This is a genomic window from Sphingomonas sp. NPDC079357, from assembly GCF_044901155.1.
Taxonomy (GTDB): Bacteria; Pseudomonadota; Alphaproteobacteria; order Sphingomonadales; family Sphingomonadaceae; genus Sphingomonas.
On record NZ_JBJDOM010000003.1, the window covers coordinates 13,900 to 37,335 of the forward strand.

A 23,436-nucleotide genomic window follows, 5' to 3' on the forward strand; every position below is an offset into this window, starting at 1 on the left:
TCTGCGCCGGACGCGCGTGTCCGGTCGTCATGCGTCTGTCATCCCTTGCGCGGAAATGCGCGGCAGCGGGGCGTGGAATTGGTTGCGGCGGCGCAATTGCAGCTTCTTGGTCGCAATGACGGCGCTGCTCGGCTAGCCGAACGGAAAGAAGGAAAGGGTTGCAGATGAAGCGTTTGATGATGGCGGCAGTCGCAGTGGCGGCCGTGATGACCGGGGGCAACGCTTGCGCGCAGGACGTGCGCGTCATGACCTTCAACGTCCGCTTCGCCTGCGATTGCGACGGTCCCAACGTGTGGCCCGCCCGGCGCGATCTGTTCATGCAGACGGTGCGCGCGGCCGATCCCGACGTGATCGGGACGCAGGAACTGCTCAAGACGCAGGGCGACGACATCGTCCGCGCACTGCCACGCTACCGCTGGTTCGGGCGCGACCGCGACGGTGGGCACAACGGCGAGCATATGGGCATCTTCTACCGCACCGACCGGCTGAAGCTGGTCCGCAGCGGCGACTTCTGGCTGTCCGAGACTCCGGAGACGCCGGGCAAGATGAGCTGGGGTGCCAGCCTGCCGCGTATGGTGACGTGGGGCGTGTTCGAGACGATCGGCAGGACGAAGCGTCGCTTCCTGATGGCCGACACGCACTTCCCGCACCGTGGCGCGGAGGACGAGGAAGCGCGCAACCGCTCCGCTGCGTTGATCGCCGGGCGGCTGCCGGCAATCGCGCTGGGGTTGCCGATCGTGCTGACCGGCGATCTGAACACCACACCGGACAGCGCGGCGGTTCGCCGGCTGACCGCGTTCCTCACCGACGCCTCGCGCCTCGCGCGCACCCCCGACGCGCCGAGCGGTACGTTCCACGACTTCACCGGCACGCCCGAAGCGGGCAAGTGGATCGACTATGTGCTCGTGAAGGGCTTCCGTCCGGTCACGGCGAAGGTGCTGACGACCCATGAGGGGGCGCGCTATCCGTCCGATCATTTCCCCATCGTCGCCGATCTGAAGGCGGAATGACGTCCGCCTCATTTCCGTCATCCCGGACTTGACCGGGGACCCCGCTTCCTTGGCCGCCCGCAAGAAGAAGCGGGACCCCGGATCAAGTTCCGGGCGACGAAGTATCGGCGTCGCGCCTACAGCGGCATCCCCGCCTGCAAGCGCTCCAGCTCGACCGGATCGTGGGTGCAGGTAAAGGGTCACCGTGTCGCGACGCTTGATCGACAACGCGCGCAGCCGCTGCTGGTTGTCGAGCCGCGCAGTCGCATCGACCTCCATCAGCCGCTGATAGGCGCGCAGGCCAGGCGTGCAGCGCCGCCGCGCCTGTCGCATCTCGCCCCGATAGAGATAGGCGTCGCCGGCATGGAGCAGCCAATGCCCCTCGTCATGCCGCACCGCCTCCCGGCATGACCCCAGGTGTGGCCGGGCAGCGGCACCATCAGGATCTCGGGCGGTAAGCCCTCCAGATCACGCACCGCCTCGAAGCCGAACCAATGCTCGCCGCGCGTGCCATAACGCTGCCAGCGCTGCACCGCGTCGAGCTGTGCCGGCCGCCAGCGATTGCGGGCGACCACGCCGGCACGCGCGCCGGTGGCATCATCTTATTCGCGTTGCATGACATGAACCGTGGCGTTCGGAAATCCTCCAGCCCGCCGGCATGATCGAAGTCGAGGTGGGTTGCGATGATGTGCCGGACGTCGCCGGCATGATAGCCGAGCGCCTCGATCTGGCGGATCGCCGTCTCGCGTCCGTGGAGGCGGATGTTGAGCATCATCCGCCACGGCAACGTGATGCGCGGATCGGGATGGCGATGCGGGTGTGCCACGTCGCTCAGGCCGTACCCGGTGTCGACCAGCACCAGCCCGTGCGCGTTGGTTTCGATCAATGGGCAGTGACAGACGATTCGATCCAGTGGCCCCGGGCTACGCCCGTCGAACAGTGCGCCGCCCAGCGGACAGTCGGTTCCGCAGTTCAGATGAATAATTTCATCGGGGCACCTCCGCCCGCAACGGTACGGCAAGGGTCAAGTGTCTGACATTATGTCGATCAACCTTGAGGGCCATCTGGACCCGTCCAGGAGCGGATTAATCGTCATTTTACTCCTGCGCGGTAGCAACAGGATCTCAGGGGAGGACGCCGGCCCGCTCGTCGATCTCGGTATCGGCACGCGAGACGGCGCGATCCACAGCGTATCGAGCGTTGGCGCCACGACCTGTCCGCGCAGGCCAGGTGTCCAGTCAAGGAGCACCAAGTTCATGTCGATCACCCATGTGGTCGCGGCCGGCGACCTGTGCCTCCCGTCGATCGGGTTGCTGGCCGACGATCTGTTGCAGGCGTTTGCGGGCGGCGATGCCGTCCGGCTCGACCTGACGGCGGTCGCCGCGCCCGATCTCAGCGTGGTGCAGCTGGTCGAGTCGGCGCGACGCACGGCGCACGACGACGGTCATGATTTCGCGCTGGCCGCCCCGGTCGGCGCGCCGTTCCGCGCGCTGCTGGCGCGGGCCGGTTTCACATCCGCGTCCGACGATGACGCGCTTTTCTGGTTTCACGGAGACTCCGCGCAATGACCGCTTCGATCCTTACCGTTGACGACAGCGCCAGCCTGCGGATGGCGATCCGGATCGCGCTGACCGGCGCCGGTTATGCCGTGACCGAGGCGGTCGATGGCGTCGACGGCCTCGCCAAGGCGACCGGCACGCGGTTCGACCTGATCGTTACCGATCTCAACATGCCCAACATGGACGGGCTGGAGATGATCCGCGCGCTGCGTCAGCAGCCGGCGCAGGCGGGCGTGCCGATCATCTTCCTGTCGACCGAGTCGGACGCCGACATGAAGGCACAGGCCAAGGCGGCGGGCGCGACCGGCTGGCTGGTCAAGCCGTTCCAGCCCGACCAGTTGATCCGTGTCGCGCAGAAAGTGCTTGGCAAGTGAGCGAGGACCCAACAGCCACCTTCCGGGTGGAGGCGGGCGAGCTGCTGGAGCAGGTCGAACAGGGATTGCTCGATCTCGGGCACCGGCTGGACGACATGGCGCTGGTCAATGCGGTGTTCCGCGGGCTGCACACGCTCAAGGGCTCGGGCGCGATGTTCGGCTTCGACGCGCTGGCGGCGTTCACGCATCATTGCGAAAGCGCGTTCGACCGCGTCCGCAAGGGTGAGGTGCCCGCCACCGCCGAACTGGTGTCGGTGATCCTGTCGGCGCGTGACCATATGGCCGCGCTGGTTGAGGGCGATGCGCCGCAGGCCGAGGGTGATGCGATCCTCGCGCGGCTGGCCGCGGCGGTCGAGGCGGCACGCGGCGGCGGCATGGCCATGCCGGCGAGCGCGTCGGCCCCGGCAGGGGCGCAGGGCTGGAGGATGTTCTTCCGCCTGCCGGCCGATGCGATGGCCAACGGCACCAACCCCTTGATGTTGCTCGACGAGCTGCGCGATCTGGGTGAGGCGGAAGTGCGCGTGCGCACCGACACGCTGCCGCCGCTGGGCGAGCTGGTCCCCAACGAATGTCATCTCGGCTGGGACGTCGTCCTGCGCGGCGACATCTCCCGCGAGGCGATCGAGGACGTGTTCATCTTCGTCATGGATGACATGACGCTGGAGATCGCGCCACTGGGTGACGAGGCATCGGCCGAGCCGGTCGTCGTGGTGGAGGCGATCGCCGCTGCCGCTCCGGTCGAGGCGAGCGCCCCGACCGCCACGGGCGGCCCGCCTGCCGCCGCGCAGCCCGCGGTCGAGAACGTCCGCGTTCCGGCCGATCGGCTCGACGCGCTGATGGATCGCGTCGGCGAATTGGTGATCGCGCAGAGCCGACTGTCGCAGCTCGCGAACAATCGCCACGACCTGCTGCTGCGCTCGGTCACCGAGGATATCGAGCGGCTGGCCGGCGAGTTGCGCGACACGATGATGGTGTTGCGCATGGTGCCGGTATCATCGCTGTTCGGGCGCTTCCGTCGCCTGATCCACGATCTGGCGCGCGAGACCGGCAAAGCGATCGAGCTGCAGACCTCCGGTGAGACGACCGAAGTCGACAAGACGGTGATCGAGCGGCTGTTCGATCCGCTGGTCCACATCATCCGCAACTCGTGCGATCACGGTCTCGAATCGCCGGCCGACCGCATCGCGGCGGGCAAGTCCGAAACCGGGCTGGTCCGGCTCAGCGCGCATCAGGCGGGTGGCGAGGTGCTGATCACGATCGTCGACGACGGGCGCGGGATCGACCGCGAGCGGGTCCGCGCCAAGGGCGAGGCCAACGGGCTGATCGAGCCGGGCCAGCAACTCGCTGACGAGGAATTGTTCGGGCTGATCTTCCACCCGGGCTTCTCGACCGCGGCACAGGTGACCAACCTGTCCGGACGCGGCGTCGGGATGGATGTGGTCAAGCGCACGATCGAAAGCCTGCGCGGTTCGATCAGCGTGACGAGCGAGGCGGGCAAGGGCTCGACGATCACGCTGCGTATCCCGCTGACACTCGCGATCATCGAGGGGCTGTTGGTGCGCGTCGGCGAGAGCCGCTACGTGCTCCCGCTGTCGGCGGTCGAGGAATGTCTCGAACTGTCGCTGGAGGACGATCTGCGTTCGCGCGGACGCAGCCTGATCACGCTGCGCGAACGGCTGGTTCCGTTCGTGCGGCTGCGTGACCTGTTCGCCACCGGGTCCCGCCCCGATCCGCACCAGAAGATCGTGGTGGTCGCCACCGGGCGCGAGCGCGTCGGGCTGGTGGTCGACCAGATCATCGGCAACCATCAGACCGTCATCAAGTCGCTGTCGCCCTTCCATCGTGGCGTCGGCAGCTTCTCCGGCGCCACGATCCTGGGCGACGGCAATGTCGCGCTGATCCTCGACGTCGCGCAGCTGGTCGCGATGGCGCAACCCCGTGAGGAGACGCTTCGTGCCGCAAGCTAAGCAACGCGCCGACGCCGCCATGGCCACGCCGGGCACCGCCTGGAACGAGCGCGGCGAGCTGGAAGTCCTGACCTTCGACGTCGGCGGCGAGACGCTCGCGCTCGAAGCGACGATGGTACGCGAGATCCTCGACCTGCTGCCCGAAACACTGGTGCCGGGTGCGCCGGCGCTGGTGCGCCACGTCGTCAACTTCCGCGGGCGGATCGTGCCGGTCGCCGACCTGCGCCTCGCCTTCGCGATGGAGGCGGCCGAGACGACGCCTGACAGCCGGATCGTCGTCATCGAACTGCCGATCGACGGCGAGGCGACGTTGGTCGGGCTGCGTACCGATCACGTCCGCGAGGTCGCGACGCTCTCCGCGGATGCCAGCGAGGAGGCCCCTGCGGTCGGCATGCGCTGGCAGCGCGAGTACATCCGCCGGCTGGTTCGCTGGCGCGACGATCTCATCATCCTGCCCGATCTCACCGCCATTTTCGCGGCCGTGCTGTCGCCGCGCGCCTGACCCGATGCTGCATTAGCTTTTCCGAGGATCCGCCATGTCGTTGCTCCCTGCGTTCAAGAAAACCGCTCGTCCCGAATACGCTCTGGCCCAGGTCAGGCAGCTTACCCGCGCGCTGGGCGAGGGCGATCTGTCACGTCGCGCCGCGCTCGACGAGGCGAGCGGCGAGGCGCGCGAGCTGTTGCTGGCGGTCAACGACCTGCTCGACGAGGCGCTGACCCCCGCGGTGCGGCTGCGCCACGCGATCGAGCAGGTGTCCGCCGAGCATGACGCGGGCGACATTGATGCGGTCGTTCCCGTGCCGGCGTTCCGGGGCGACATGGCGCAGGCGGCGGCGGGCATCAACGCGCTGGTCGGCAGCCACATCGCGGTCAAGAAGAAGGCGATGGCCTGCGTCAAGGCGCTCGGCGAAGGTCGCTTCGATGCTCCGCTGGAAACATTTCCCGGCAAGAAGGCCTTCATCAACGACACCGTCGAGGGGCTACGCGCCAATCTGAAGGGCCTCATCACCGAGATGAACACCATGTCCGCGGAACACGACCGTGGCGACATCGACGTGTTCGTCCCCGTCGCCCGCTTCCAGGGCGACTTCGCGGTGATGGCGCAGGGCATCAACGACATGGTCAGCGGCCATATCGCGGTCAAGAAGCAGGCGATGGCCTGCATCAAGCAGTTCGGCGAGGGTAATTTCGACGCGCCGCTGGAGCGTTTTCCGGGCAAGAAGGCGTTCATCAACGACACGATCGAGGAATTGCGCGGCAATTTCCGCGAGATCATCGGCGAGATCCGTCGCCTGATCGACGCCTCGACCGCCGGGCAGCTCAGCGAGCGCGGCGACACGGCGCGCTTCCCGGGTGACTTCGGCAAGCTGGTCGGCGGGGTCAACGGGATGCTCGATGCGATCCTGCTGCCGATCGCCGAGGGCAATCGCGTGCTGGCGCTGGTCAGCGGCGGCGACTTGACGCAGCGTGTTGAGATCGCGTGCGACGGCGATCACGAGCGGATGAAGGCCGCGATCAACACGCTGGTCGACAATCTGTCGAAATTCGCGGGCGAAGTCGGCGCCGCTTCGGCACAGGTGGCCGCAGGCAGCCAGCAATTGTCGAGCACTGCCGAGCAGGTCAGCGAAGGCGCGACCGAGCAGGCGGCGGCAGCCGAGGAGGCCTCGGCGTCGATGGAGCAGATGGCGGCAAACATCAAACAGAACGCCGACAATGCCGCGCAGACCGAGAAGATCGCGCGCCAGTCGTCGCAGGATGCCGAACAGAGCGGGCAGGCGGTCGCGAAGGCGGTGACGGCGATGCGCACCATCGCCGAGCGGATCGGGATCGTGCAGGAGATTGCGCGCCAGACCGACCTGCTGGCGTTGAACGCAGCGGTCGAGGCGGCGCGCGCGGGCGAGCATGGCCGCGGCTTCGCGGTGGTCGCCGCCGAAGTGCGCAAGCTGGCCGAACGCAGCCAGACCGCGGCGGGCGAGATCAGCGGCATGTCGTCGGAAACGGTGACGGCGGCGGCGCAGGCCGGCGAGATGCTGACCAGGCTGGTGCCCGACATCCGCCGTACCGCCGAGCTGGTCGCGGAGATCAGCGCGGCGTGCCGCGAGCAGGACATCGGGGCCAGCCAGATCAACGAGGCGATCCAGCAGCTCGACAAGGTCACGCAGCAGAATGCGTCGGCTTCGTCGCAGATTTCCTCGACCTCCGAGGAACTGGCGGGGCAAGCCGACGAACTGGAACAGAACATCGCCTTCTTCCGCACCGGCGAGCCGCATCCGGCCGCCAGCGTCCGCCGGCCCGTGCGCACCTCGGCCAAGCCCGTTCGAAAGGTCAAGGCACCGATACGCAACGGTGCGAGCGTCGCCGATCAGCAGGCGCGGGCTCGCGGCTTTGCACTCGACCTGACCACCGGCGGGCCGGATGGCGAGGACGAGGATTTCGGGCAGGCGGCCTGATGTACCGGCGGAGCTTTACCGGCTCCGTCACCCATGCCGCGGCGTCCTGCGGCTGAGTAGCTGATCGCCGGTTCGATCGCCGCTGCGGCGACGAACCGGCACCCACCGCGCGTCGGCTCCCTCGATCGTAGGGGCGATGCGTGTCCCATGCCTTGGAGAATTCGATGCGCGCTACGATCAAGATGAAGCTGGGGGCTACCTTCGCGGTGTTGGTGCTCCTGCTAGCCGTCGTTATTGGCGTCGGTGTATCGAAGATGAGCACCCTCAACGATGCGATCTCCGACGTGATCGCCGGGCCGGCGCGCCGGCTGTCGATCGCGCAGTCGATCGATACGGTGCAGAGCCAAGCGCTCGCCGATCAGCAGTCACTGGCGCTCAACACCGATGCCGCTACCATGAAGATCTACTACGACAAGGTCGTCACCGGCGAGGCCGATATGGACCGCCTGATCGATCAGGGCGTCGGACTCGCCAGCAAGGACGGGCGCCCGTTGTGGGAGGGGCTGCGTCGCGACTGGACGGAGCTGAAGCCGGTCTTCGATCGTGTGCGCGACCTCGGTTACGCCAATCGCAACGATGAAGCCGCCAAATTGTCCAACGAGGGACAAGCGCCGATCATGAAGCGCTTCGCGGCCGACATCAGCAAACTCAGCGAATTTCAGCGCAGCAAGATGAAGGAGGCCGACGAGTCGACCAACGAGCTGTACGCCACCAGCCGCACGGTGATGATGGCAGTCGGCGTGATCGCTTTCCTGATTGCGATCGCGGGCGCGACCTGGATTTCGCTGGTGGTGTCGCGCGGGCTGAAGCGGATCGGCGTGGCGGTCGAGGCGGTGTCGATCGGCGACCTCGACCAGGAAGTGACCGTCACCACCAACGACGAGATCAAGGATCTGGTTGATACCGTCAACCGAATGACTGCGAACCTTCGCAAGAGCGCGGCCCTCGCCGACGCGATCGCCGGCGGGGACCTGACCGTCGATCATCAGCCGCTGTCGGACAAGGACAAGCTGGGCCAGGCATTGGTGATGATGGTCAACCGTCTCCGCATCGTCGTCGGCGATTCCACGATTGCGGCGCAGAATGTCGCGTCGGGGAGCCAGCAGCTGTCGTCGTCGTCGGAGCAGGTGAGCCAGGGCGCGACCGAACAGGCGGCGGCGGCTGAAGAGGCCTCGGCGTCGATGGAGCAGATGGCGGCCAACATCAAACAGAACGCCGACAATGCGACGCAGACCGAGAAGATCGCGCGCCAGTCGTCGCAGGATGCCGAGCTGAGCGGGCAGGCGGTCGAGAAGGCGGTGACGGCGATGCGCACGATCGCCGAGCGGATCGGGATCGTGCAGGAGATCGCCCGCCAGACCGACCTGCTGGCGCTGAACGCGGCGGTCGAGGCGGCGCGCGCGGGCGAGCATGGCCGCGGCTTCGCCGTGGTCGCCGCCGAGGTCCGCAAGCTGGCCGAACGCAGCCAGACCGCGGCGGGCGAGATCAGCGGCATGTCGTCGGAAACGGTGACGGCGGCGGCGCAGGCCGGCGAGATGCTGACCAGGCTGGTGCCCGACATCCGCCGTACCGCCGAGCTGGTCGCGGAGATCAGCGCCGCGTGCCGCGAGCAGGACATCGGCGCCAGCCAGATCAACGAGGCGATCCAGCAGCTCGACAAGGTCACGCAGCAGAATGCGTCGGCTTCCGAGCAGATTTCGTCGACCTCCGAGGAACTCGCCAGCCAGGCCGAGGAACTTCAGGAAAGCATCGCCTTCTTCCGCGTCGACGATGGCCGCAAGCCCGCGCGCAGCGTCGTGCGCAGCACGGCACCGGCGCCGGCCAGGAAGGCCAAACCGGTGGCGCGCGGTGCATCGGTCGCCGATCAGCAGGCGCGCGTGCGTGGCTTCGCACTCGACCTGAGCACCGGCGGCCCGGACGGCGAGGACGCCGACTTCGGGCGCGCGGCGTGAGCTGGTGGCGGGGCGGCATGGTCGCCCCGCCATGGCGGAGGTTGCGGGTGAGACGATATCCCACTGACCTGCAACCGTTCCGCGCTGCGCCTGAACCTTTCCTTCATCCCTGTTCGGTTAATCGAAGAAGGTAAACAGCAGCGGCAGTCGCGTCGCACGCACTCGGATGTCAGAACAAGGATGTTTCATGCGCGCCACGATTAAGATGAAATTGGCCGGTACCTTTACCGCGGTCATTCTCCTGCTTTGCCTGGTCGTTGGTGTCGGCGTGTCGAAGATCGGCGTGCTTAATGACATGATCGGCGAGATCGTCGACGGGCCGACCCAGCGTATCCAGCTGGCACTGACCGCCGATGGCGATGTCGGGCGCGCCATTCGCAACGAAAAGAATCTGATGATGACCGACGATGTCGCGATGAAGCGCGATTTCGAAGCCAAGTTTCTGGATTACGACCGCAAGGTCCGCGAGAGCCTGGAGGGCGGGCTGAAGATCGCGAGCGCGCAGGGTCGCCCGGTCTGGCAGAAAAGCCTCGAACAGTGGAACGCCTATCGTCAGGTCAGCGATCATGGCCGCGCGCTGGCGATGGCCGGTCACAACGACGAAGCGGCGCGGCTGTCGATGACCGAGGGACGTGCGGTCGCCACCCGCCTTGGTGAGACGCTGGGACGGCTGACCGCGCTCACTCAGGCGCAATTGACCCAGGCCAACGCCGATGCGGCCACGCTGTATGACGGCGCGCGTACCACATTGCTGACCACCGCGATCGTCGCGCTGTTGCTCGCGATCGGTGGTGCATTGTGGATCGCGCGGCTGGTGTCGAAGGGGCTGCGGCAGGTCAGCGCGGCGGTGTCGGCGGTGGCGGACGGCGATCTGTCGGTGGAGGTCGCGGTGCGCGGCAACGACGAGATCAGGGATCTGGTCGACGTCGTCAACCGCATGACCCTGCGTCTGCGGGAAACGATCGGGCAGACCACGATTGCGGCGCAGAATGTCGCGGCGGGCAGCCAGCAGCTGTCGTCGTCGTCGGAGCAGGTGAGCCAGGGCGCGACCGAACAGGCGGCGGCAGCCGAGGAGGCCTCGGCGTCGATGGAGCAGATGGCGGCCAACATCAAACAGAACGCCGACAATGCGACGCAGACCGAGAAGATCGCGCGCCAGTCGTCGCAGGATGCCGAGCTGAGCGGGCAGGCGGTCGAGAAGGCGGTGATGGCGATGCGCACGATCGCCGAGCGGATCGGGATCGTGCAGGAGATCGCCCGCCAGACCGACCTGCTGGCGCTGAACGCGGCGGTCGAGGCGGCGCGCGCGGGCGAGCATGGCCGCGGCTTCGCGGTGGTCGCCGCCGAGGTCCGCAAGCTGGCCGAACGCAGCCAGACCGCGGCGGGCGAGATCAGCGGCATGTCGTCGGAAACGGTAACGGCGGCGGCGCAGGCCGGCGAGATGCTGACCAGGCTGGTGCCCGACATCCGCCGTACCGCCGAGCTGGTCGCGGAGATCAGCGCCGCGTGCCGCGAGCAGGACATCGGCGCCAGCCAGATCAACGAGGCGATCCAGCAGCTCGACAAGGTCACGCAGCAGAATGCGTCGGCTTCCGAGCAGATTTCGTCGACCTCCGAGGAACTCGCCAGCCAGGCCGAGGAACTTCAGGAAAGCATCGCCTTCTTCCGCGTCGACGATGGCCGCAAGCCCGCGCGCAGCGCCCTGGGTCGCGCGACGCGCGGCGTCGCCTCGGCCGCGCCGAAGAAGCCGGCGCGCGGCGCCTCGATCACCGAGCAGCAGGCGCGCGTGCGCGGCTTCGCGCTCGATCTCAGCAATGGTGGCCCGGATGGCGAGGACGCCGAGTTTGGACGTGCAGCATGAGCAATATTGGACAGGAACTTCAGGTCGTCGTCTTCGGGCTCGGCGAGGAGCGTTTTGCGCTTCCGGTGGCGGAGGTGCGTGAGATCCTCGATCACCGTCCGGCATTCCGCATGCCCGATGCGCCCGCCTGGCTGCTCGGCCTGACCGACGTGCGCGGCACGTCGGTGCCGATGATCGACCTGCGCGTGCGGCTTGGCATGATCGCGGCGGAAACGACGCTCGCGACGCGCGTGCTGGTGGTGGAAGCGCCGGTCGCCGGGACCTCGCCGCTGCTGCTGGGGCTGGTGGTCGACCGCGTGCTCGATGTCAGCCGCTTCGGCGCGGACGCGGTCGAGCCGTCGCCCGATCTCGGTGGACGCTGGCGCTCGGGGCATGTCGAGGCGATCCTGCGTCGCGAGGACGGGTTCGTCGCGCTGCTCGATCTGCCGCGCATCTTTGCGGCCGATGGCGCCGACCTGTTGGGTGGCGGCTCGGCCACCGGCGCGCTGGCGGCATGAACCGCGTCGGGGACCGTTCATGAGCGCGCCGGCATGGGCCGTGACGGGCGAGGATGCGCTGTCGAAGCGCGACTTTGACCAGATTTCGCGCTACATCTATGCGCAGGCGGGCATCCGCTTGCCGCCGGCCAAGCTGACGATGATCGAGGGGCGGTTGCGACGACGCGTCCGCGCGACGAAACGCGCCTCGCTCAACGATTATTGCGCGTGGTTGTTCGAGGACAACAATCTCGATGGGGAACGGCAGCATCTGCTGAACGCGGTCACGACGAACAAGACCGATTTTTTCCGTGAACCCAAGCACTTCGACTATCTGCAGAATATCGCGCTGCCCCAGATGCAGGCCGAGGGCTTGCGGCGGTTGCGGGTGTGGAGCGCGGCCTGTTCGACCGGCGCGGAGCCCTACACGATCGCGATGGTGCTCGACGCCTTCGCGCGCGATCGGCGCGGCCCGGATTACGGCGTTCTCGCCACCGACCTCGATACCGAGGTGCTCGCGGCGGCGCGCCGCGGCGTTTACCCGGAGGCGATGGTGGAGCCGGTGCCGGCGGCGCTCCGCCAGCGCTATGTGTTACGCCCGCGGGACCGCGATCGCGAGGACGTGCGGATCGTGCCCGAATTGCGCAGCGCAATCGGGTTCGCGCAGCTCAACCTGATGGACGATCACTATCCGGTCGGCGAGCCGATGGATATGATCTTCTGCCGCAACGTCCTGATCTATTTCGACAAGCCGACCCAGGAGCAGGTCGTGCGGCGGCTGGCGGCATGCCTTCGCCCCGGCGGGCTGCTGTTCCTCGGCCATTCCGAATCGATCGCGGGCTTCACCCTTCCTCTCACCGCGGTGGCGAACACCGTGTTCAAGAAGATCTGACGGCCATGAAGAAGACGCGTGTCCTGATCATCGACGACAGCGCCAGCGTGCGGCAGGCGATGACCGCGATCCTCTCCGCCGATCCACAGATCGAGGTGATCGCCGCCGCCGCCGATCCGTTCGCTGCGGCGCGCTACATGCAGGCCCAGGTGCCCGATGTCATCACGCTCGATGTCGAGATGCCGCGGATGGACGGCATCACCTTCCTGCGCCGCCTGATGGCACAATGCCCGGTGCCGGTGGTGATGTGCTCGTCGCTGGTTGAGGAGGGATCGGAGACGCTGCTCCAGGCACTGGAGGCCGGCGCGGTCGACGTGATCCTGAAGCCGCGCGTTGGGGTCGCCGACCATCTCGCTGAGGCGCATCTGCTGATCCGCGAAACCGTCAAGGGCGCGGCACGCGCGCGGCTGGGCGCCCGGCGCGCTCCGACGCCGCGCGCGCCGCAGCAGAAATTGTCGGCCGACGCGGTGCTACCCCCACCGACCGGTCGCGCGATGAGCAAGACCACCGAAATGGTGGTGTGCATCGGTGCCTCGACCGGCGGGACCGAGGCGTTGCGCGAGGTGCTGGAGGAGCTGCCCGCGAACTCGCCGGGCATCGTGATCGTTCAGCATATGCCGGAGAGTTTCACGCGCGCCTTCGCGCGGCGGCTCGACGGGCTGTGCCAGATCGACGTGAAAGAGGCCGAGGACGGCGACACCGTGATGCGCGGCCGCGCGCTGATCGCGCCGGGCGGCCTGCGTCACACGATGCTGGAGCGGCAGGGCGCGCGCTATGTGGTGTCGGTCAAGGAAGGGCCGCTGGTATCGCGGCATCGCCCGTCGGTGGACGTGCTGTTCCGTTCGGCGGCGCGCAACGCCGGGTCCAACGCGGTCGGCATCATCATGACCGGGATGGGCGACGACGGCGCGCGCGGATTGCTGGAGATGAAGACCGCCGGCGCGCGCACGTTCGCACAGGACGAGGAGACGTCGATCGTCTTCGGCATGCCGAAGGAAGCGATCGCACGGGGCGCCGCGGACAAGGTCGTGCCGCTCGGGCGGATCGCGCGCGAGTTGCTGACCGCGACGGCGCGCTGAGAGGAAAGGACACAAGATGCTGCTGCGCACTATCGATCCGGCGACTGCGACCGCGTTGCCGCTGGGCGGGCTGGCCGATGATCTCGACCTGCTGATCGGCGATCTGGAATCGCGGTTCCGCGCGGTGGGCGAGACGTTGGCGTCGACGATCAACACCGTCGACCGCATGGCGACCGGGCTGGACGAGGTTCAGCGCGCGCTGTCGCCCGAAGTGGCGGGCGCGGCGGTCGACAAGCTGCGCCAGGCCGCGCATCGGCTCGGCACCTTGCCCGAGCAGCGCCGCCAGCGCGCCGGGCAGATCGGCGCGCTGACGCTGCGCACGCGCGAGCTGCGCGAATTGCTGTCAGACGTGGCGGAGCTGCTGCGGACGCTCAGCATCTATGGCATGAACATCAAGATCGCCTCGTCGGGCGAGATGTCGTTCGTGCAGTTCGCCACCGGCATGGAGGGCAAGCTGGATAGCGGCCGGCGCGAGCTGAAGCAGTTCGAGCAGGAACTCGCCAGCTTTGGCACCGTGGTGCGCGACGTGAAGGAAGCCGACGACCTGCTGGCCGACGAATGCCGCAAGGTGCCCGCCACTGTGCCCGGCGAATTGTCGGGCAATGCCGACGTGCTCGAACGGCATCTCGAATCGACCGCGAAGATGGCGCGCGACGTGCGCGACATCATGCAGAAGGTGCAGACCGAGGTGGCGCGCATCCTGGGCGCGATCCAGGTCGGCGATAGCGTGCGCCAGCGCGTCGAGCATTGCGCCGCAATCCTGCGCGCCGCGCAGGCCGAGCTCGATGCGCCGGGCGCCAGCGCGCACCTGTCGCGGCTGGTCGCCGCGCAGATGGCGGGAATCGCGGAGGATTTCCGGCGGGAAATGGGGGCTTTGGTCGGCTCGCTCGCGCAGCTCGGCCCGCTGGCCGAGGGATTGATGAAGATCGTCGCCGCGCAGGCGCAAGGCGAGGAGAGCGAGGCGCTCGGCAAGTTGCAGAGCGGGATCGCGGGGCTGGGCCATGTCACGGGCCGGCTGAGCGAGGCCGACCGCCAGCTCGAGGGTCTGACCGCTTTCGTCGCGAACACGATCGCCGATCTGTCGCGCGGGCTCGGCCGTATCCAGCGCATCGCGATGGACGTGCAGGATATTTCCACCAACACCCGCCTGTTGTGCCGTCGCCACGGCATCATCGGGCGCGCGGTGGCGGTGATCGCGACCGAGGTGAACCCGTGCGCGACGCGGCTGACGCGGCTGAGCAGCGATATCGAGCGCGTCGTGCAGTCGCTGGGGATGCTCGACCTGCGTCCCGAGGGCAGCAATGGCGAGGGCGGCTCGACGGGGGCGCTCGACGACGCACTGGCGGTGGTGCGCAGCGCCTGCGAGACCTCGGACCACGCGATGTCGAACGGCGGTGACGAAGCGCGCCGGATCATCGCGACGCTTCAGGAGGATGTCGGCGCCCTGCAGCACGAACAGGGCTTCGCCGACCAGCTCGACGTCGGCGCGGTGGTGCTCAACCGACAGGCGACCGGCGCGGAGCTGAGCGAGGCGGATGAAGCGGTGCTGCGCCGGCTGCTCCCGTGGGCAGCCGGGCTCTATACGATGGCGTCGGAGCGCGAGATCCACGGCGCCTTCCTGCTGCCGGGGATGGAGCAGCCCGCCGCGCCGCCGCCTCCGGCGTTCGACGATGACGACGACGGGTTGTTCTAAAGCGGAGCGCGATCAGGCGGCGTATCGCACCCGTTCGTGCTGAGCTCGTCGAAGCCCGTGCCCGGGACACGCCCCGCTCGGCTGGCCGACGAGGCCGGCCATTCGGGACAGGCTCCGACAAGCTCGGGGCGAGCGGACAGGGCGGTCGCTGTTGCCATCTTCGGGTAAAGTCCGCCGCGACCGCGGACTCAGCCGCAGCTGAACTTCACGACCTTGCCCGCCGCGTCGCGTTCGACGTTCAGCCGATCGGGACGAAAGTCCATCGTCAGGACGTCGCCGCTGCGATAGCTGCGCACCGAACGCGCGCCGCTGCGCTTCTGCGCCTCGGACGTCACGTCGGCGGCCAGGCGCCCGACGAGTGATTGCACCGCGTTGGCATCGCATTGCACACCCGGCGCGGCGGCCTCCGCGATCGGTGCGGCCGGCTTCGCGCACGCGGCCAGCGCCAGCAGCGTCATCGCCACACTCGCGCGCATCATGCCACCGTCTCCGCGCGCGTCATTTTCAGCCGTCCGTCCTGCACCGCGAAGCCAAGCCGCCCCTCGACCAGATCGAGCGCGTCCTGCCCGAACTGGTCGAAGCGCCAGCCTTGCAGGATCTGCAACCCCTGCCGCTGCCCGGCGGCGAGCAATTCCAGCTCGTCGCCGCGCGCCAGCAGCCGCGGCGCGACGTCGATGTCGCGCGCGCGGATCTTGAGCAGCAGCTTGAGCAGATCGGCGACCAGCGCGCCTTCCTTGCCGAGCCCCGGCCGGCGATCCTCACGCGGCGGCATCTCGTCCTCGGGCAGCGGCTGCGCGCCCTCGATCGCCGCCATCAGCCGCGCGCCGATGTCATTGCCCGCCCACGTCTGCGACAGCCCGCGGACCTTGGCGAGATCAGCCTGCTTGCGCGGGGCATGGCCGGCGAGGTCGGCGATCGTCTCGTCCTTCACGATCCGCCCGCGCGGCAGGTCCTTGGCTTGCGCTTCCAGCTCGCGCCACTTCGCGATCGCCTTTAGCCGCCCGAGCACCTCGGGCTTGCGGCTGGCCACGCGCACGCGCTTCCATGCAACATCGGGATCGTTGGCGTAATTGGCGGGATCGGCGAGCCGCTCCATCTCCTGATCCAGCCATGCACCGCGCCCGGTCTTGCGCAGCCGTTCCAGCATCTTGGGAAAGATGTTCGACAGATGCGTCACGTCGCCGATCGCATATTCGATCTGCCGCGCGTCGAGCGGGCGGCGCGCCCAGTCGGTGAAGCGCGCGCCCTTGTCGATCTGCACGCCCAGCCAGCTGTCGACCAGGTTCGAGTAACCGATCTGCTCGCCCTGCCCCAGCGCCATCGCCGCGATCTGCGTGTCGAACAGCGGATGCGGGGTGCGCCCGGTCAGGTTGTAGATGATCTCGATATCCTGCCCGCCGGCATGGAAGACCTTGAGCACGTCCTCATTGTCGACCAGCAGGTCGAGCAGCGGGCCCAGATCGATCCCCGGCGCCATCGGGTCGATCGCCGCGGCCTCCTCGGTATCGGCGATCTGGATCAGGCAGAGCTCCGGATAATAGGTGCTCTCGCGCATGAACTCGGTGTCGACGGTGACGAACGGGGCATCGGCAAGGCGGGCACAGAGATTGGCGAGCGTTGCGCTGTCGGTGATGAGCGGATGGACGTGCATAAGCGCCCGTCCATAGCCCGGCTCACGCGCCTTGACAAAGTGGGTTCCGAAAGGGGAGGGCGACGCCTGTCGGAAATGTGGCCGTGCGCGTTCGCGCGGTCGCCCATTGGTCAGAGATTTTTCATGCACGCCTATCGCACCCACCATTGCGCCGCGCTGTCCGCCGAGCAGGCCGGCGACACCGTCCGCCTCTCCGGCTGGGTGCACCGCAAGCGCGACCACGGCGGCGTGCTGTTCGTCGACCTGCGCGACCATTACGGCATCACGCAGATCGTCGCCGACAGCGACTCGCCCGCGCTGGCGATCCTCGACGGCGTCCGCGTCGAGTCGGTGGTGACGATCGACGGCAGCGTGAAGCGCCGCAGCGAGGGCACGGTGAACGGCAATCTCGCCACCGGCGAGATCGAGGTCTATGCGCGCGGCGCGACCGTGCTGTCGGCGGCCGAGGAACTGCCGATGCCGGTGGCCGGCGAGCAGGATTATCCCGAGGACATCCGCCTGCGCTATCGCTTCCTCGACCTGCGCCGCGAGACGCTGCACGCCAATATCGTCCGCCGCACCAAGGTTATCTCCGACATGCGCCGCCGCATGGAGGATGCGGGCTTCACCGAATATTCGACCCCAATCCTGACTGCCTCCTCGCCGGAGGGCGCGCGCGACTTCCTGGTGCCGAGCCGCATCCATCCGGGCAAGTTCTACGCGCTCCCGCAGGCACCGCAGCAGTACAAGCAGCTGCTGATGGTCGCGGGCTTCGACCGTTATTTCCAGATCGCGCCGTGCTTCCGCGACGAGGACCCGCGCGCCGACCGTTTGCCGGGCGAATTCTACCAGCTCGACCTCGAAATGAGCTTCGTCACGCAGGAAGAGGTGTGGGAGACGATGGAGCCGGTGATCGGCGGCATCTTCGAGAAATTCGCCGACGGCCGCACGGTCACCCCGATCGGCCAGTTCCCGCGCATCCCCTATGACGAGTCGATGCTCAAGTACGGCAGCGACAAGCCCGACCTGCGCAATCCGCTCATCATCACCGACGTCTCGTCGCATTTCACGACCTCGGGTTTCGGGCTGTTCGAGAAGATCGTCGGCTCGGGCGGCGTCGTCCGCGCGATTCCCGCGCCGAAGACCGCCGAGAAGAGCCGCAAGTTCTTCGACGAGATGAACGACTGGGCGCGCGGCGAGGGTCATGCCGGGCTCGGCTACGTGACCCGCAAAAACGGCGAATTCGGTGGCCCGATCGCCAAGAATCACGGCACCGAGGGCATGGAGGCGCTCTATTCCGCGCTCGGTCTTGGTCCCGACGACGGATTGTTCTTCGCCGCGGGCAAGCCGGAGCAGGCCGCAAAGCTGGCGGGTCTGGCCCGCACCCGCGTCGCCGACCAGCTCGGCCTGATCGAGCAGGGCGCGTTCCGGCTGTGCTGGATCGTCGACTTCCCCTTCTACGAATATGATGAGGACGAGAAGAAGGTTGAATTCGCGCACAATCCCTTCTCGATGCCGCAAGGCGGGATGGACGCGCTGATTGGGCAGGATCCGCTGACGATCAAGGCGTATCAATACGATCTGGTCTGCAACGGCTTTGAGATCGCCTCAGGCTCGATCCGCAACCAGTCGCCCGAGCTGATGGTCAAGGCGTTCGAGCTGGTGGGGCTGTCGAAGGCGGACGTCGAGGAGCGCTTCGGCGGCCTCTACCGCGCGTTCCAGTATGGCGCGCCGCCGCACGGCGGGATGGCGGCGGGCGTCGACCGGATCGTCATGCTGGTGTGCGACGCGCAGAACCTCCGCGAGGTGTCGCTGTTCCCGATGAACCAGCGCGCCGAGGACCTGCTGATGGGCGCGCCGTCGCCCGCCTCGGTAAAACAGCTCCGCGAGCTGAGCGTGCGCGTCACCGCGGACGCGCCGAAGAAGGACGCCACTGCGACGGTCAGCCAGCACGCGGGGTAAATTCCGTCACCCCGGGCCCGGGGCGACGGTTGAGCGGGCGACCGTGCCCCAACAACCGTCGCCCCTGCGCAGGCAGGGGCCCATGTCTGTTTCGTCCCGCGAAACCGCTCTGACACATGTCAGGCCCAAGTGTCCGTCCGCGTACACGCCTAATCCACAGCCATAGGCCCCTGCCTGCGCAGGGGCGACGGTGGTTGCGGAGAGGCCATCTCCCGACGACGAAAACGACCGCCCCGCTCCCGTCAGGAGCGAAGCGGCCGCCTTCGCATCACAACCGCTTACGCGGCTTCGTAATGGCCGTCTTCCCGCAGCACGTTCAGCTTGCCGTCCTTGATCGCGAACACCGCGCCGTGCAGCGTCAGCGAGCCGTCCTCCAGCCGCTGCTGGACGAACGGGAAGGTCTTGAGGTTCGCGATCGACACCTTCACGCCTTCTTGTTCCAGTGCCGTCTGGCCTTCGGGGCCGTCGCCATGTTCGGCGATCACCTTCTCGCGCGCCTCGTCGAGCAGCTTGATCCACTCGGCGACGAACCCGCCTTCACCCGGCTTGGCATCGCGCAGCGCGCCCGACAGCGACGCCTTCACGCCGCCGCACTGGCCGTGGCCCAACACCAGGATCTCGTCGACCTTCAGCACCGTTACCGCAAACTCGACCGCCGCCGAGACGCCGTGCAGACCACCCGACGGATCGAACGGCGGCACTAGGTTTGCGACGTTGCGCACCACGAACACCTCGCCCGGCACCGTGCCGAAGATCGTCGCGGGATCGACACGGCTGTCGGAGCACGCGATCACCATCACCTTGGGCGCCTGCCCTTCGGCCAGCTTGCTCCAGCTCTCGCGCTCCTCGATCCATTCGTTGCCGCGGAAGCGGTAATAGCCTTCGATCAGGTCGTGGAACTTTCTCATGCCGTAAAAGCCCTTCGTTGTTTCGGGTGGAAGTAAACGCTATCTGCTGCCCATGAACGAGATGACCCCGCTCCCGGCTCCCCAGCGGCAACGCAAGCCCGACTGGATTCGGGTAAAAGCCCCGACCAGCGAGGGCTTCGCCGCGACTCGTGCGCTGATGCGCTCGAAGAGCCTGACGACGGTGTGCGAAGAGGCCGCCTGCCCGAACATCGGGGAGTGCTGGACCAAGAAGCACGCCACCGTCATGATCCTCGGCGATACGTGCACGCGCGCCTGCGCCTTCTGCAACGTGAAGACGGGGATGCCGCGCGCGGTCGATCCGATGGAGCCGCAGAACGTCGCCGATGCGGCGGCGCAGATGGGGTTGGCGCATATCGTGGTGACCTCGGTGGATCGCGACGATCTGCCCGATGGCGGTGCGAAGCAGTTCGTGAGGGTCATCGAGGCCATTCGTCGCACCAATCCAAATACCACGATCGAAATTCTGACCCCCGATTTCCGCAACAAGCATGAGGCGGCGGTCGAGGCAATCGTTGCCGCACGTCCGGACGTATATAATCACAATCTGGAAACCGTGCCGCGGCTGTATCCGACCATTCGGCCCGGTGCCCGTTATTACGCATCACTTAGGTTGCTTGAAAGCGTCAAGAAACTTGACCCATCCATCTTCACCAAGTCCGGCATCATGCTGGGTTTGGGCGAGGAACGGCTCGAAGTTCATCAGGTGATGGATGACATGCGCTCGGCCGACATCGATTTCCTCACCATGGGTCAGTATCTCCAGCCGACGCCGCGTCACGCCAAGGTCGCCGATTTCGTCACCCCGACGGCGTTCGACGCTTATGCCGCGATCGGCCGCGCCAAGGGCTTCCTGCTGGTCGCCTCGTCGCCGCTGACGCGGTCGAGCTATCATGCCGGCGACGATTTCGCGAAGATGAAGGCGGCGCGCGACACGAAGCTGGCCGTGCGGGCGAATGCCTAAGCCCGATGCCCAAGCATAGCGAGACGCGGCGGCTGCCTTATACGCCGGAGCAGATGTTCGATCTGGTCGCGGACGTGCGGCACTACCCGGAATTCCTGCCGTGGGTCAGCGCGATGCGCGTCCGCAAGGACACGCCGCAAGAGACGCTCGCCGACATGATCGTCGGGTTCAAGGGGCTGCGCGAGACCTTCACCTCGAAAGTGACCAAGCACCACCCCGAGACGATCCGCGTCGAATATATCGAGGGCCCGCTGAAGTACCTCAACAACGACTGGCGGTTCCGGCCGGATGGCGAGGGCGGGTGCCTCGTCGACTTCTCGGTCGATTTCGCGTTCAAGAACCGGATGTTCGAGATGCTGGCCGGGCAGGTGTTTGGCGTCGCGCTGCGGCGGATGATCGGTGCGTTCGAGGACCGCGCCGCCAAGCTCTACGGCGCGTCGGGCAGCAGCAGCTCCAGCGCGCATAGCGCCGCCTGAAGCCGCACCCCGCCGCGGCCGAGGTCCCCGAAGAAGCGTTTGTCGGCAATCACGTTCGCCGGATCGCCACCACGCTCGGCGCGCGCGAACACGACGGTGCCGACCGGCTTCTTCTCGCTGCCGCCGCCCGGCCCGGCAACGCCGGTGATCGCGACCGCGACATCGGCGTCGGACTTGGCGAGCGCGCCCTGCGCCATGCTCCACGCCACCGCGATCGATACCGCGCCGAACGTATCGAGCACGTCGCCGCTGACATTGAGCAGCTTCTGCTTGGCGGAATTCGAATAGGTCACGAACCCGGCCTCGACCACGTCGGACGAACCGGGAATTTCGGTTAGCGCCGCCGCGACCAGCCCGCCGGTGCAGCTTTCCGCGATCGCGACGCGGCGTCCGGCGGCGCGGTTCGCCTCGACCACGCGGCGCGCGGCGTCGACCAGTTCCTGGGGCAAGGTGATGTCGCTCATCGTGCGGCTCCCGTCGGGCACACCGGCAGATCGGGGATATCGGTACGCTTCCCCTTGTTCTTCTCTGACTTCAGATACTGCAGCGTCGCGACGACGATCCCGGCGGTGTTGCGCGCGGGCAGCGGCTCGAGCAACGTCACCAGCCGGTCGAGCGTCGGGCAGTCGCCGGCCTGGATGCGCCCGGTGATCTGCGGCGCGAAGAGCGATGTGAGCATCGGGCGCGCATAGTCGCTGAGCAGCAGCAGTTCCACTGCCGGATCGCTCAGCTTCGCGATCGCGGCCCGCGCCGCCGGCCAGGCGCGGTCGGCCTCGCGGTCGTATTTGGCGAGAAAGTCGCCGCTTTGCCGCCGCAGCAGGCTGGTTGCGGGCAGCGTCGCGCAGACGCGCCCGGCGTCGCGGATGATTTCCGGCATCGCCACCAGCGCGATCGATTCGGCGTCGGTCGCACTCAGGCACGGCGTCTGCGCCGAAGCGCTTGATGCGGTCAGCATCGCGACGAGCGCGAACAGCCCGGCGCCGCGCTTCATGCCCGCACCCCGCGCGGCAATTCGATGGTCGCAACCGCCTGCGCCGCGATGCCCTCGCCACGGCCCGTGAACCCCAAACGCTCGGTGGTGGTTGCTTTCACGCTGACCCGATCGGTCGAGAGCCCCAGAAGTTCCGCGATCCGCGCCTGCATCGCCGCGCGATGCGGCCCTATCTTGGGCGCCTCGCACATCAGCGTCAGGTCGACGAAGGTGATCCGCCCACCGCGCACCTCGACCAGCGAGCGCGCGTGCGCGAGAAACTGCCCCGATTCGGCGCCGCGCCATTGCGGGTCGCTGGGCGGGAAGTGCGTGCCGATATCGCCTGCCGCGATCGTGCCGAGCACCGCGTCGGTAATCGCATGGAGCGCGACGTCGGCGTCGCTGTGCCCCGACAGCCCCTGATGATGCGGGATCAGCACGCCGCCCAGCCACAATTCCTCGCCATCCTCCAGCCGGTGGACGTCGAAGCCGCTCGCCGAGCGCGTCTCGATCGCGACGCGCGCCTCGGCGGCGGCGAAATCGGCGGGATAGGTGATCTTGTCGAGCATCGTGTCGCCTTCGACCATTGCAACGTCCTTGCCCAGCGCGCGCACCATCTGCGCATCGTCGGTCGCGATCGTTCCATCCCATGCGGCATGTGCGGCGGCGAGCGCGTCGACGCGGAACGCCTGCGGCGTCTGCACGCGGCGAAGGACGTCGCGCGCGACGGTCGCGCCGTCGGTGACAACCAATGTGTCGGCGACCGGCAGCACCGGGATCGCACCCTCGGCATGGTCGAGCGCGGCGAGCAGCCGGTCGATCACCGCGGCGGGGACGAACGGCCGCGCCGCGTCATGGACCAGCACGCGCGTCGCGTTGCCGAGCGCAGCGAGCCCCGCGGCGACGCTGTCGCGCCGCTCCGCGCCGCCCGTCACCCATTCGGCCTCGGGTAGCGCGGCGCGCAGCAGCGGTTCCTGTCCGGGCGCGACGACGACCAGCACGCGCTCGATCGCGGGATGCGCGGTGAGCGCGTCATGGCTCCACGCCAGCATCGCGCGCCCGGCGACCGGCGCGAATTGCTTGGGAAGCGTGCTGCCGCTGCGGGAGCCGGTACCGGCGGCGACGATAAGGGCGACCGTGGTCATGTGCGCGCCCCTAGCCGGTCCTGCCGTGCCCGTCACCCCGGCCGCTTCGGTCGGCGCGATCGAGAACCCTT

At 67.7% G+C, this 23,436-nt stretch carries 22 protein-coding genes; 15 read left to right on the plus strand and 7 right to left on the minus strand.

All coding sequences use genetic code 11. From position 1 onward, the window contains the following. Positions 1–164 precede the first annotated feature (164 nt). The gene (locus ACI2JO_RS11765) at positions 165–1,010 is read left to right on the plus strand and encodes an endonuclease/exonuclease/phosphatase family protein (protein WP_404720888.1); all 846 of its coding nucleotides are present in this window, start codon (positions 165–167) and stop codon (positions 1,008–1,010) included. A gap of 418 nt (positions 1,011–1,428) precedes the next feature. Here the strand turns inward: ACI2JO_RS11765 and ACI2JO_RS11770 are convergent, their stop codons facing one another. Then, positions 1,429–1,875: an MBL fold metallo-hydrolase gene (locus ACI2JO_RS11770; protein WP_404720889.1), complete on the minus strand. Its 447-nt coding sequence runs from the start codon at positions 1,873–1,875 to the stop codon at positions 1,429–1,431. A 154-nt stretch (positions 1,876–2,029) separates the two neighbouring features. Here ACI2JO_RS11770 and ACI2JO_RS11775 point away from each other — a divergent pair, with 154 nt between their 5' ends. The 11 genes from ACI2JO_RS11775 (at position 2,030) to ACI2JO_RS11825 (ending at position 15,292) form a co-directional block, all read left to right on the plus strand. Further along, positions 2,030–2,557: an STAS domain-containing protein gene (locus ACI2JO_RS11775; protein WP_404720890.1), complete on the plus strand. Its 528-nt coding sequence runs from the start codon at positions 2,030–2,032 to the stop codon at positions 2,555–2,557. Beyond that, positions 2,554–2,922, plus strand: a complete 369-nt coding sequence (locus ACI2JO_RS11780; protein ID WP_404720891.1) for a response regulator — start codon at positions 2,554–2,556, stop codon at positions 2,920–2,922. The genes ACI2JO_RS11775 and ACI2JO_RS11780 overlap by 4 nt, the downstream gene beginning before the upstream one ends. Next, positions 2,919–4,889 (plus strand): chemotaxis protein CheA, encoded by a 1,971-nt coding sequence (locus ACI2JO_RS11785; protein WP_404720892.1) that lies wholly within the window; start codon positions 2,919–2,921, stop codon positions 4,887–4,889. Before ACI2JO_RS11780 ends, ACI2JO_RS11785 begins: the two co-directional genes overlap by 4 nt. After that, positions 4,876–5,391, plus strand: a complete 516-nt coding sequence (locus tag ACI2JO_RS11790) for a chemotaxis protein CheW (RefSeq protein WP_404720893.1) — start codon at positions 4,876–4,878, stop codon at positions 5,389–5,391. Before ACI2JO_RS11785 ends, ACI2JO_RS11790 begins: the two co-directional genes overlap by 14 nt. Positions 5,392–5,425: 34 nt before the next feature. Then, positions 5,426–7,339 carry a methyl-accepting chemotaxis protein gene (locus ACI2JO_RS11795; RefSeq protein ID WP_404720894.1) on the plus strand — a complete coding sequence of 638 codons (1,914 nt, stop codon included), beginning with the start codon at positions 5,426–5,428 and terminating at the stop codon, positions 7,337–7,339. Between the two features lie 164 nt (positions 7,340–7,503). After that, positions 7,504–9,291, plus strand: a complete 1,788-nt coding sequence (locus ACI2JO_RS11800) for a methyl-accepting chemotaxis protein (RefSeq protein WP_404720895.1) — start codon at positions 7,504–7,506, stop codon at positions 9,289–9,291. Between the two features lie 187 nt (positions 9,292–9,478). Next, positions 9,479–11,152: a methyl-accepting chemotaxis protein gene (locus tag ACI2JO_RS11805; RefSeq protein ID WP_404720896.1), complete on the plus strand. Its 1,674-nt coding sequence runs from the start codon at positions 9,479–9,481 to the stop codon at positions 11,150–11,152. Beyond that, positions 11,149–11,649 carry a chemotaxis protein CheW gene (locus tag ACI2JO_RS11810; protein ID WP_404720897.1) on the plus strand — a complete coding sequence of 167 codons (501 nt, stop codon included), beginning with the start codon at positions 11,149–11,151 and terminating at the stop codon, positions 11,647–11,649. The genes ACI2JO_RS11805 and ACI2JO_RS11810 overlap by 4 nt, the downstream gene beginning before the upstream one ends. Positions 11,650–11,668: 19 nt before the next feature. Further along, positions 11,669–12,520 (plus strand): CheR family methyltransferase, encoded by an 852-nt coding sequence (locus ACI2JO_RS11815; RefSeq protein ID WP_404720898.1) that lies wholly within the window; start codon positions 11,669–11,671, stop codon positions 12,518–12,520. Between the two features lie 5 nt (positions 12,521–12,525). Further along, the gene (locus tag ACI2JO_RS11820) at positions 12,526–13,599 is read left to right on the plus strand and encodes a chemotaxis response regulator protein-glutamate methylesterase (RefSeq protein ID WP_404720899.1); all 1,074 of its coding nucleotides are present in this window, start codon (positions 12,526–12,528) and stop codon (positions 13,597–13,599) included. A gap of 16 nt (positions 13,600–13,615) precedes the next feature. Then, positions 13,616–15,292 carry a hypothetical protein gene (locus ACI2JO_RS11825; RefSeq protein WP_404720900.1) on the plus strand — a complete coding sequence of 559 codons (1,677 nt, stop codon included), beginning with the start codon at positions 13,616–13,618 and terminating at the stop codon, positions 15,290–15,292. Between the two features lie 188 nt (positions 15,293–15,480). On the opposite strand, the gene ACI2JO_RS11830 is transcribed toward ACI2JO_RS11825, so the two are convergent. Beyond that, complete coding sequence (locus ACI2JO_RS11830; RefSeq protein ID WP_404720901.1) at positions 15,481–15,771, minus strand: I78 family peptidase inhibitor; 291 nt, start codon at positions 15,769–15,771, stop codon at positions 15,481–15,483. Next, on the minus strand, positions 15,768–16,943 hold the full coding sequence (gene rnd, locus ACI2JO_RS11835) for a ribonuclease D (RefSeq protein ID WP_404720902.1): 1,176 nt from the start codon (positions 16,941–16,943) through the stop codon (positions 15,768–15,770). Before rnd ends, ACI2JO_RS11830 begins: the two co-directional genes overlap by 4 nt. Positions 16,944–17,066: 123 nt before the next feature. Between rnd and aspS the strand changes: the two genes are divergently transcribed. Beyond that, positions 17,067–18,884 (plus strand): aspartate--tRNA ligase, encoded by a 1,818-nt coding sequence (gene aspS / locus ACI2JO_RS11840; protein WP_404720903.1) that lies wholly within the window; start codon positions 17,067–17,069, stop codon positions 18,882–18,884. 278 nt (positions 18,885–19,162) lie between these two features. Here the strand turns inward: aspS and ACI2JO_RS11845 are convergent, their stop codons facing one another. Beyond that, on the minus strand, positions 19,163–19,792 hold the full coding sequence (locus tag ACI2JO_RS11845) for a carbonic anhydrase (protein WP_404720904.1): 630 nt from the start codon (positions 19,790–19,792) through the stop codon (positions 19,163–19,165). 52 nt (positions 19,793–19,844) lie between these two features. Between ACI2JO_RS11845 and lipA the strand changes: the two genes are divergently transcribed. Beyond that, a complete protein-coding gene (lipA, locus tag ACI2JO_RS11850) occupies positions 19,845–20,774 on the plus strand; it encodes a lipoyl synthase (protein WP_404720905.1) in 930 nt (309 codons plus the stop codon). Between the two features lie 5 nt (positions 20,775–20,779). After that, positions 20,780–21,250, plus strand: a complete 471-nt coding sequence (locus ACI2JO_RS11855; protein ID WP_404720906.1) for a type II toxin-antitoxin system RatA family toxin — start codon at positions 20,780–20,782, stop codon at positions 21,248–21,250. Here ACI2JO_RS11855 and ACI2JO_RS11860 read toward each other — a convergent pair. The 3 genes from ACI2JO_RS11860 to ACI2JO_RS11870 are packed head-to-tail and all read right to left on the minus strand — an operon-like array spanning position 21,202 to position 23,365. Then, the gene (locus tag ACI2JO_RS11860) at positions 21,202–21,714 is read right to left on the minus strand and encodes a CinA family protein (protein ID WP_404720907.1); all 513 of its coding nucleotides are present in this window, start codon (positions 21,712–21,714) and stop codon (positions 21,202–21,204) included. The two genes, ACI2JO_RS11855 and ACI2JO_RS11860, sit on opposite strands and share 49 nt — an antisense overlap. Next, the gene (locus ACI2JO_RS11865) at positions 21,711–22,241 is read right to left on the minus strand and encodes a hypothetical protein (protein WP_404720908.1); all 531 of its coding nucleotides are present in this window, start codon (positions 22,239–22,241) and stop codon (positions 21,711–21,713) included. Before ACI2JO_RS11865 ends, ACI2JO_RS11860 begins: the two co-directional genes overlap by 4 nt. Then, positions 22,238–23,365 (minus strand): bifunctional 2-C-methyl-D-erythritol 4-phosphate cytidylyltransferase/2-C-methyl-D-erythritol 2,4-cyclodiphosphate synthase, encoded by a 1,128-nt coding sequence (locus ACI2JO_RS11870; protein WP_404720909.1) that lies wholly within the window; start codon positions 23,363–23,365, stop codon positions 22,238–22,240. Before ACI2JO_RS11870 ends, ACI2JO_RS11865 begins: the two co-directional genes overlap by 4 nt. Between the last annotated feature and the right edge of the window lie 71 nt (positions 23,366–23,436).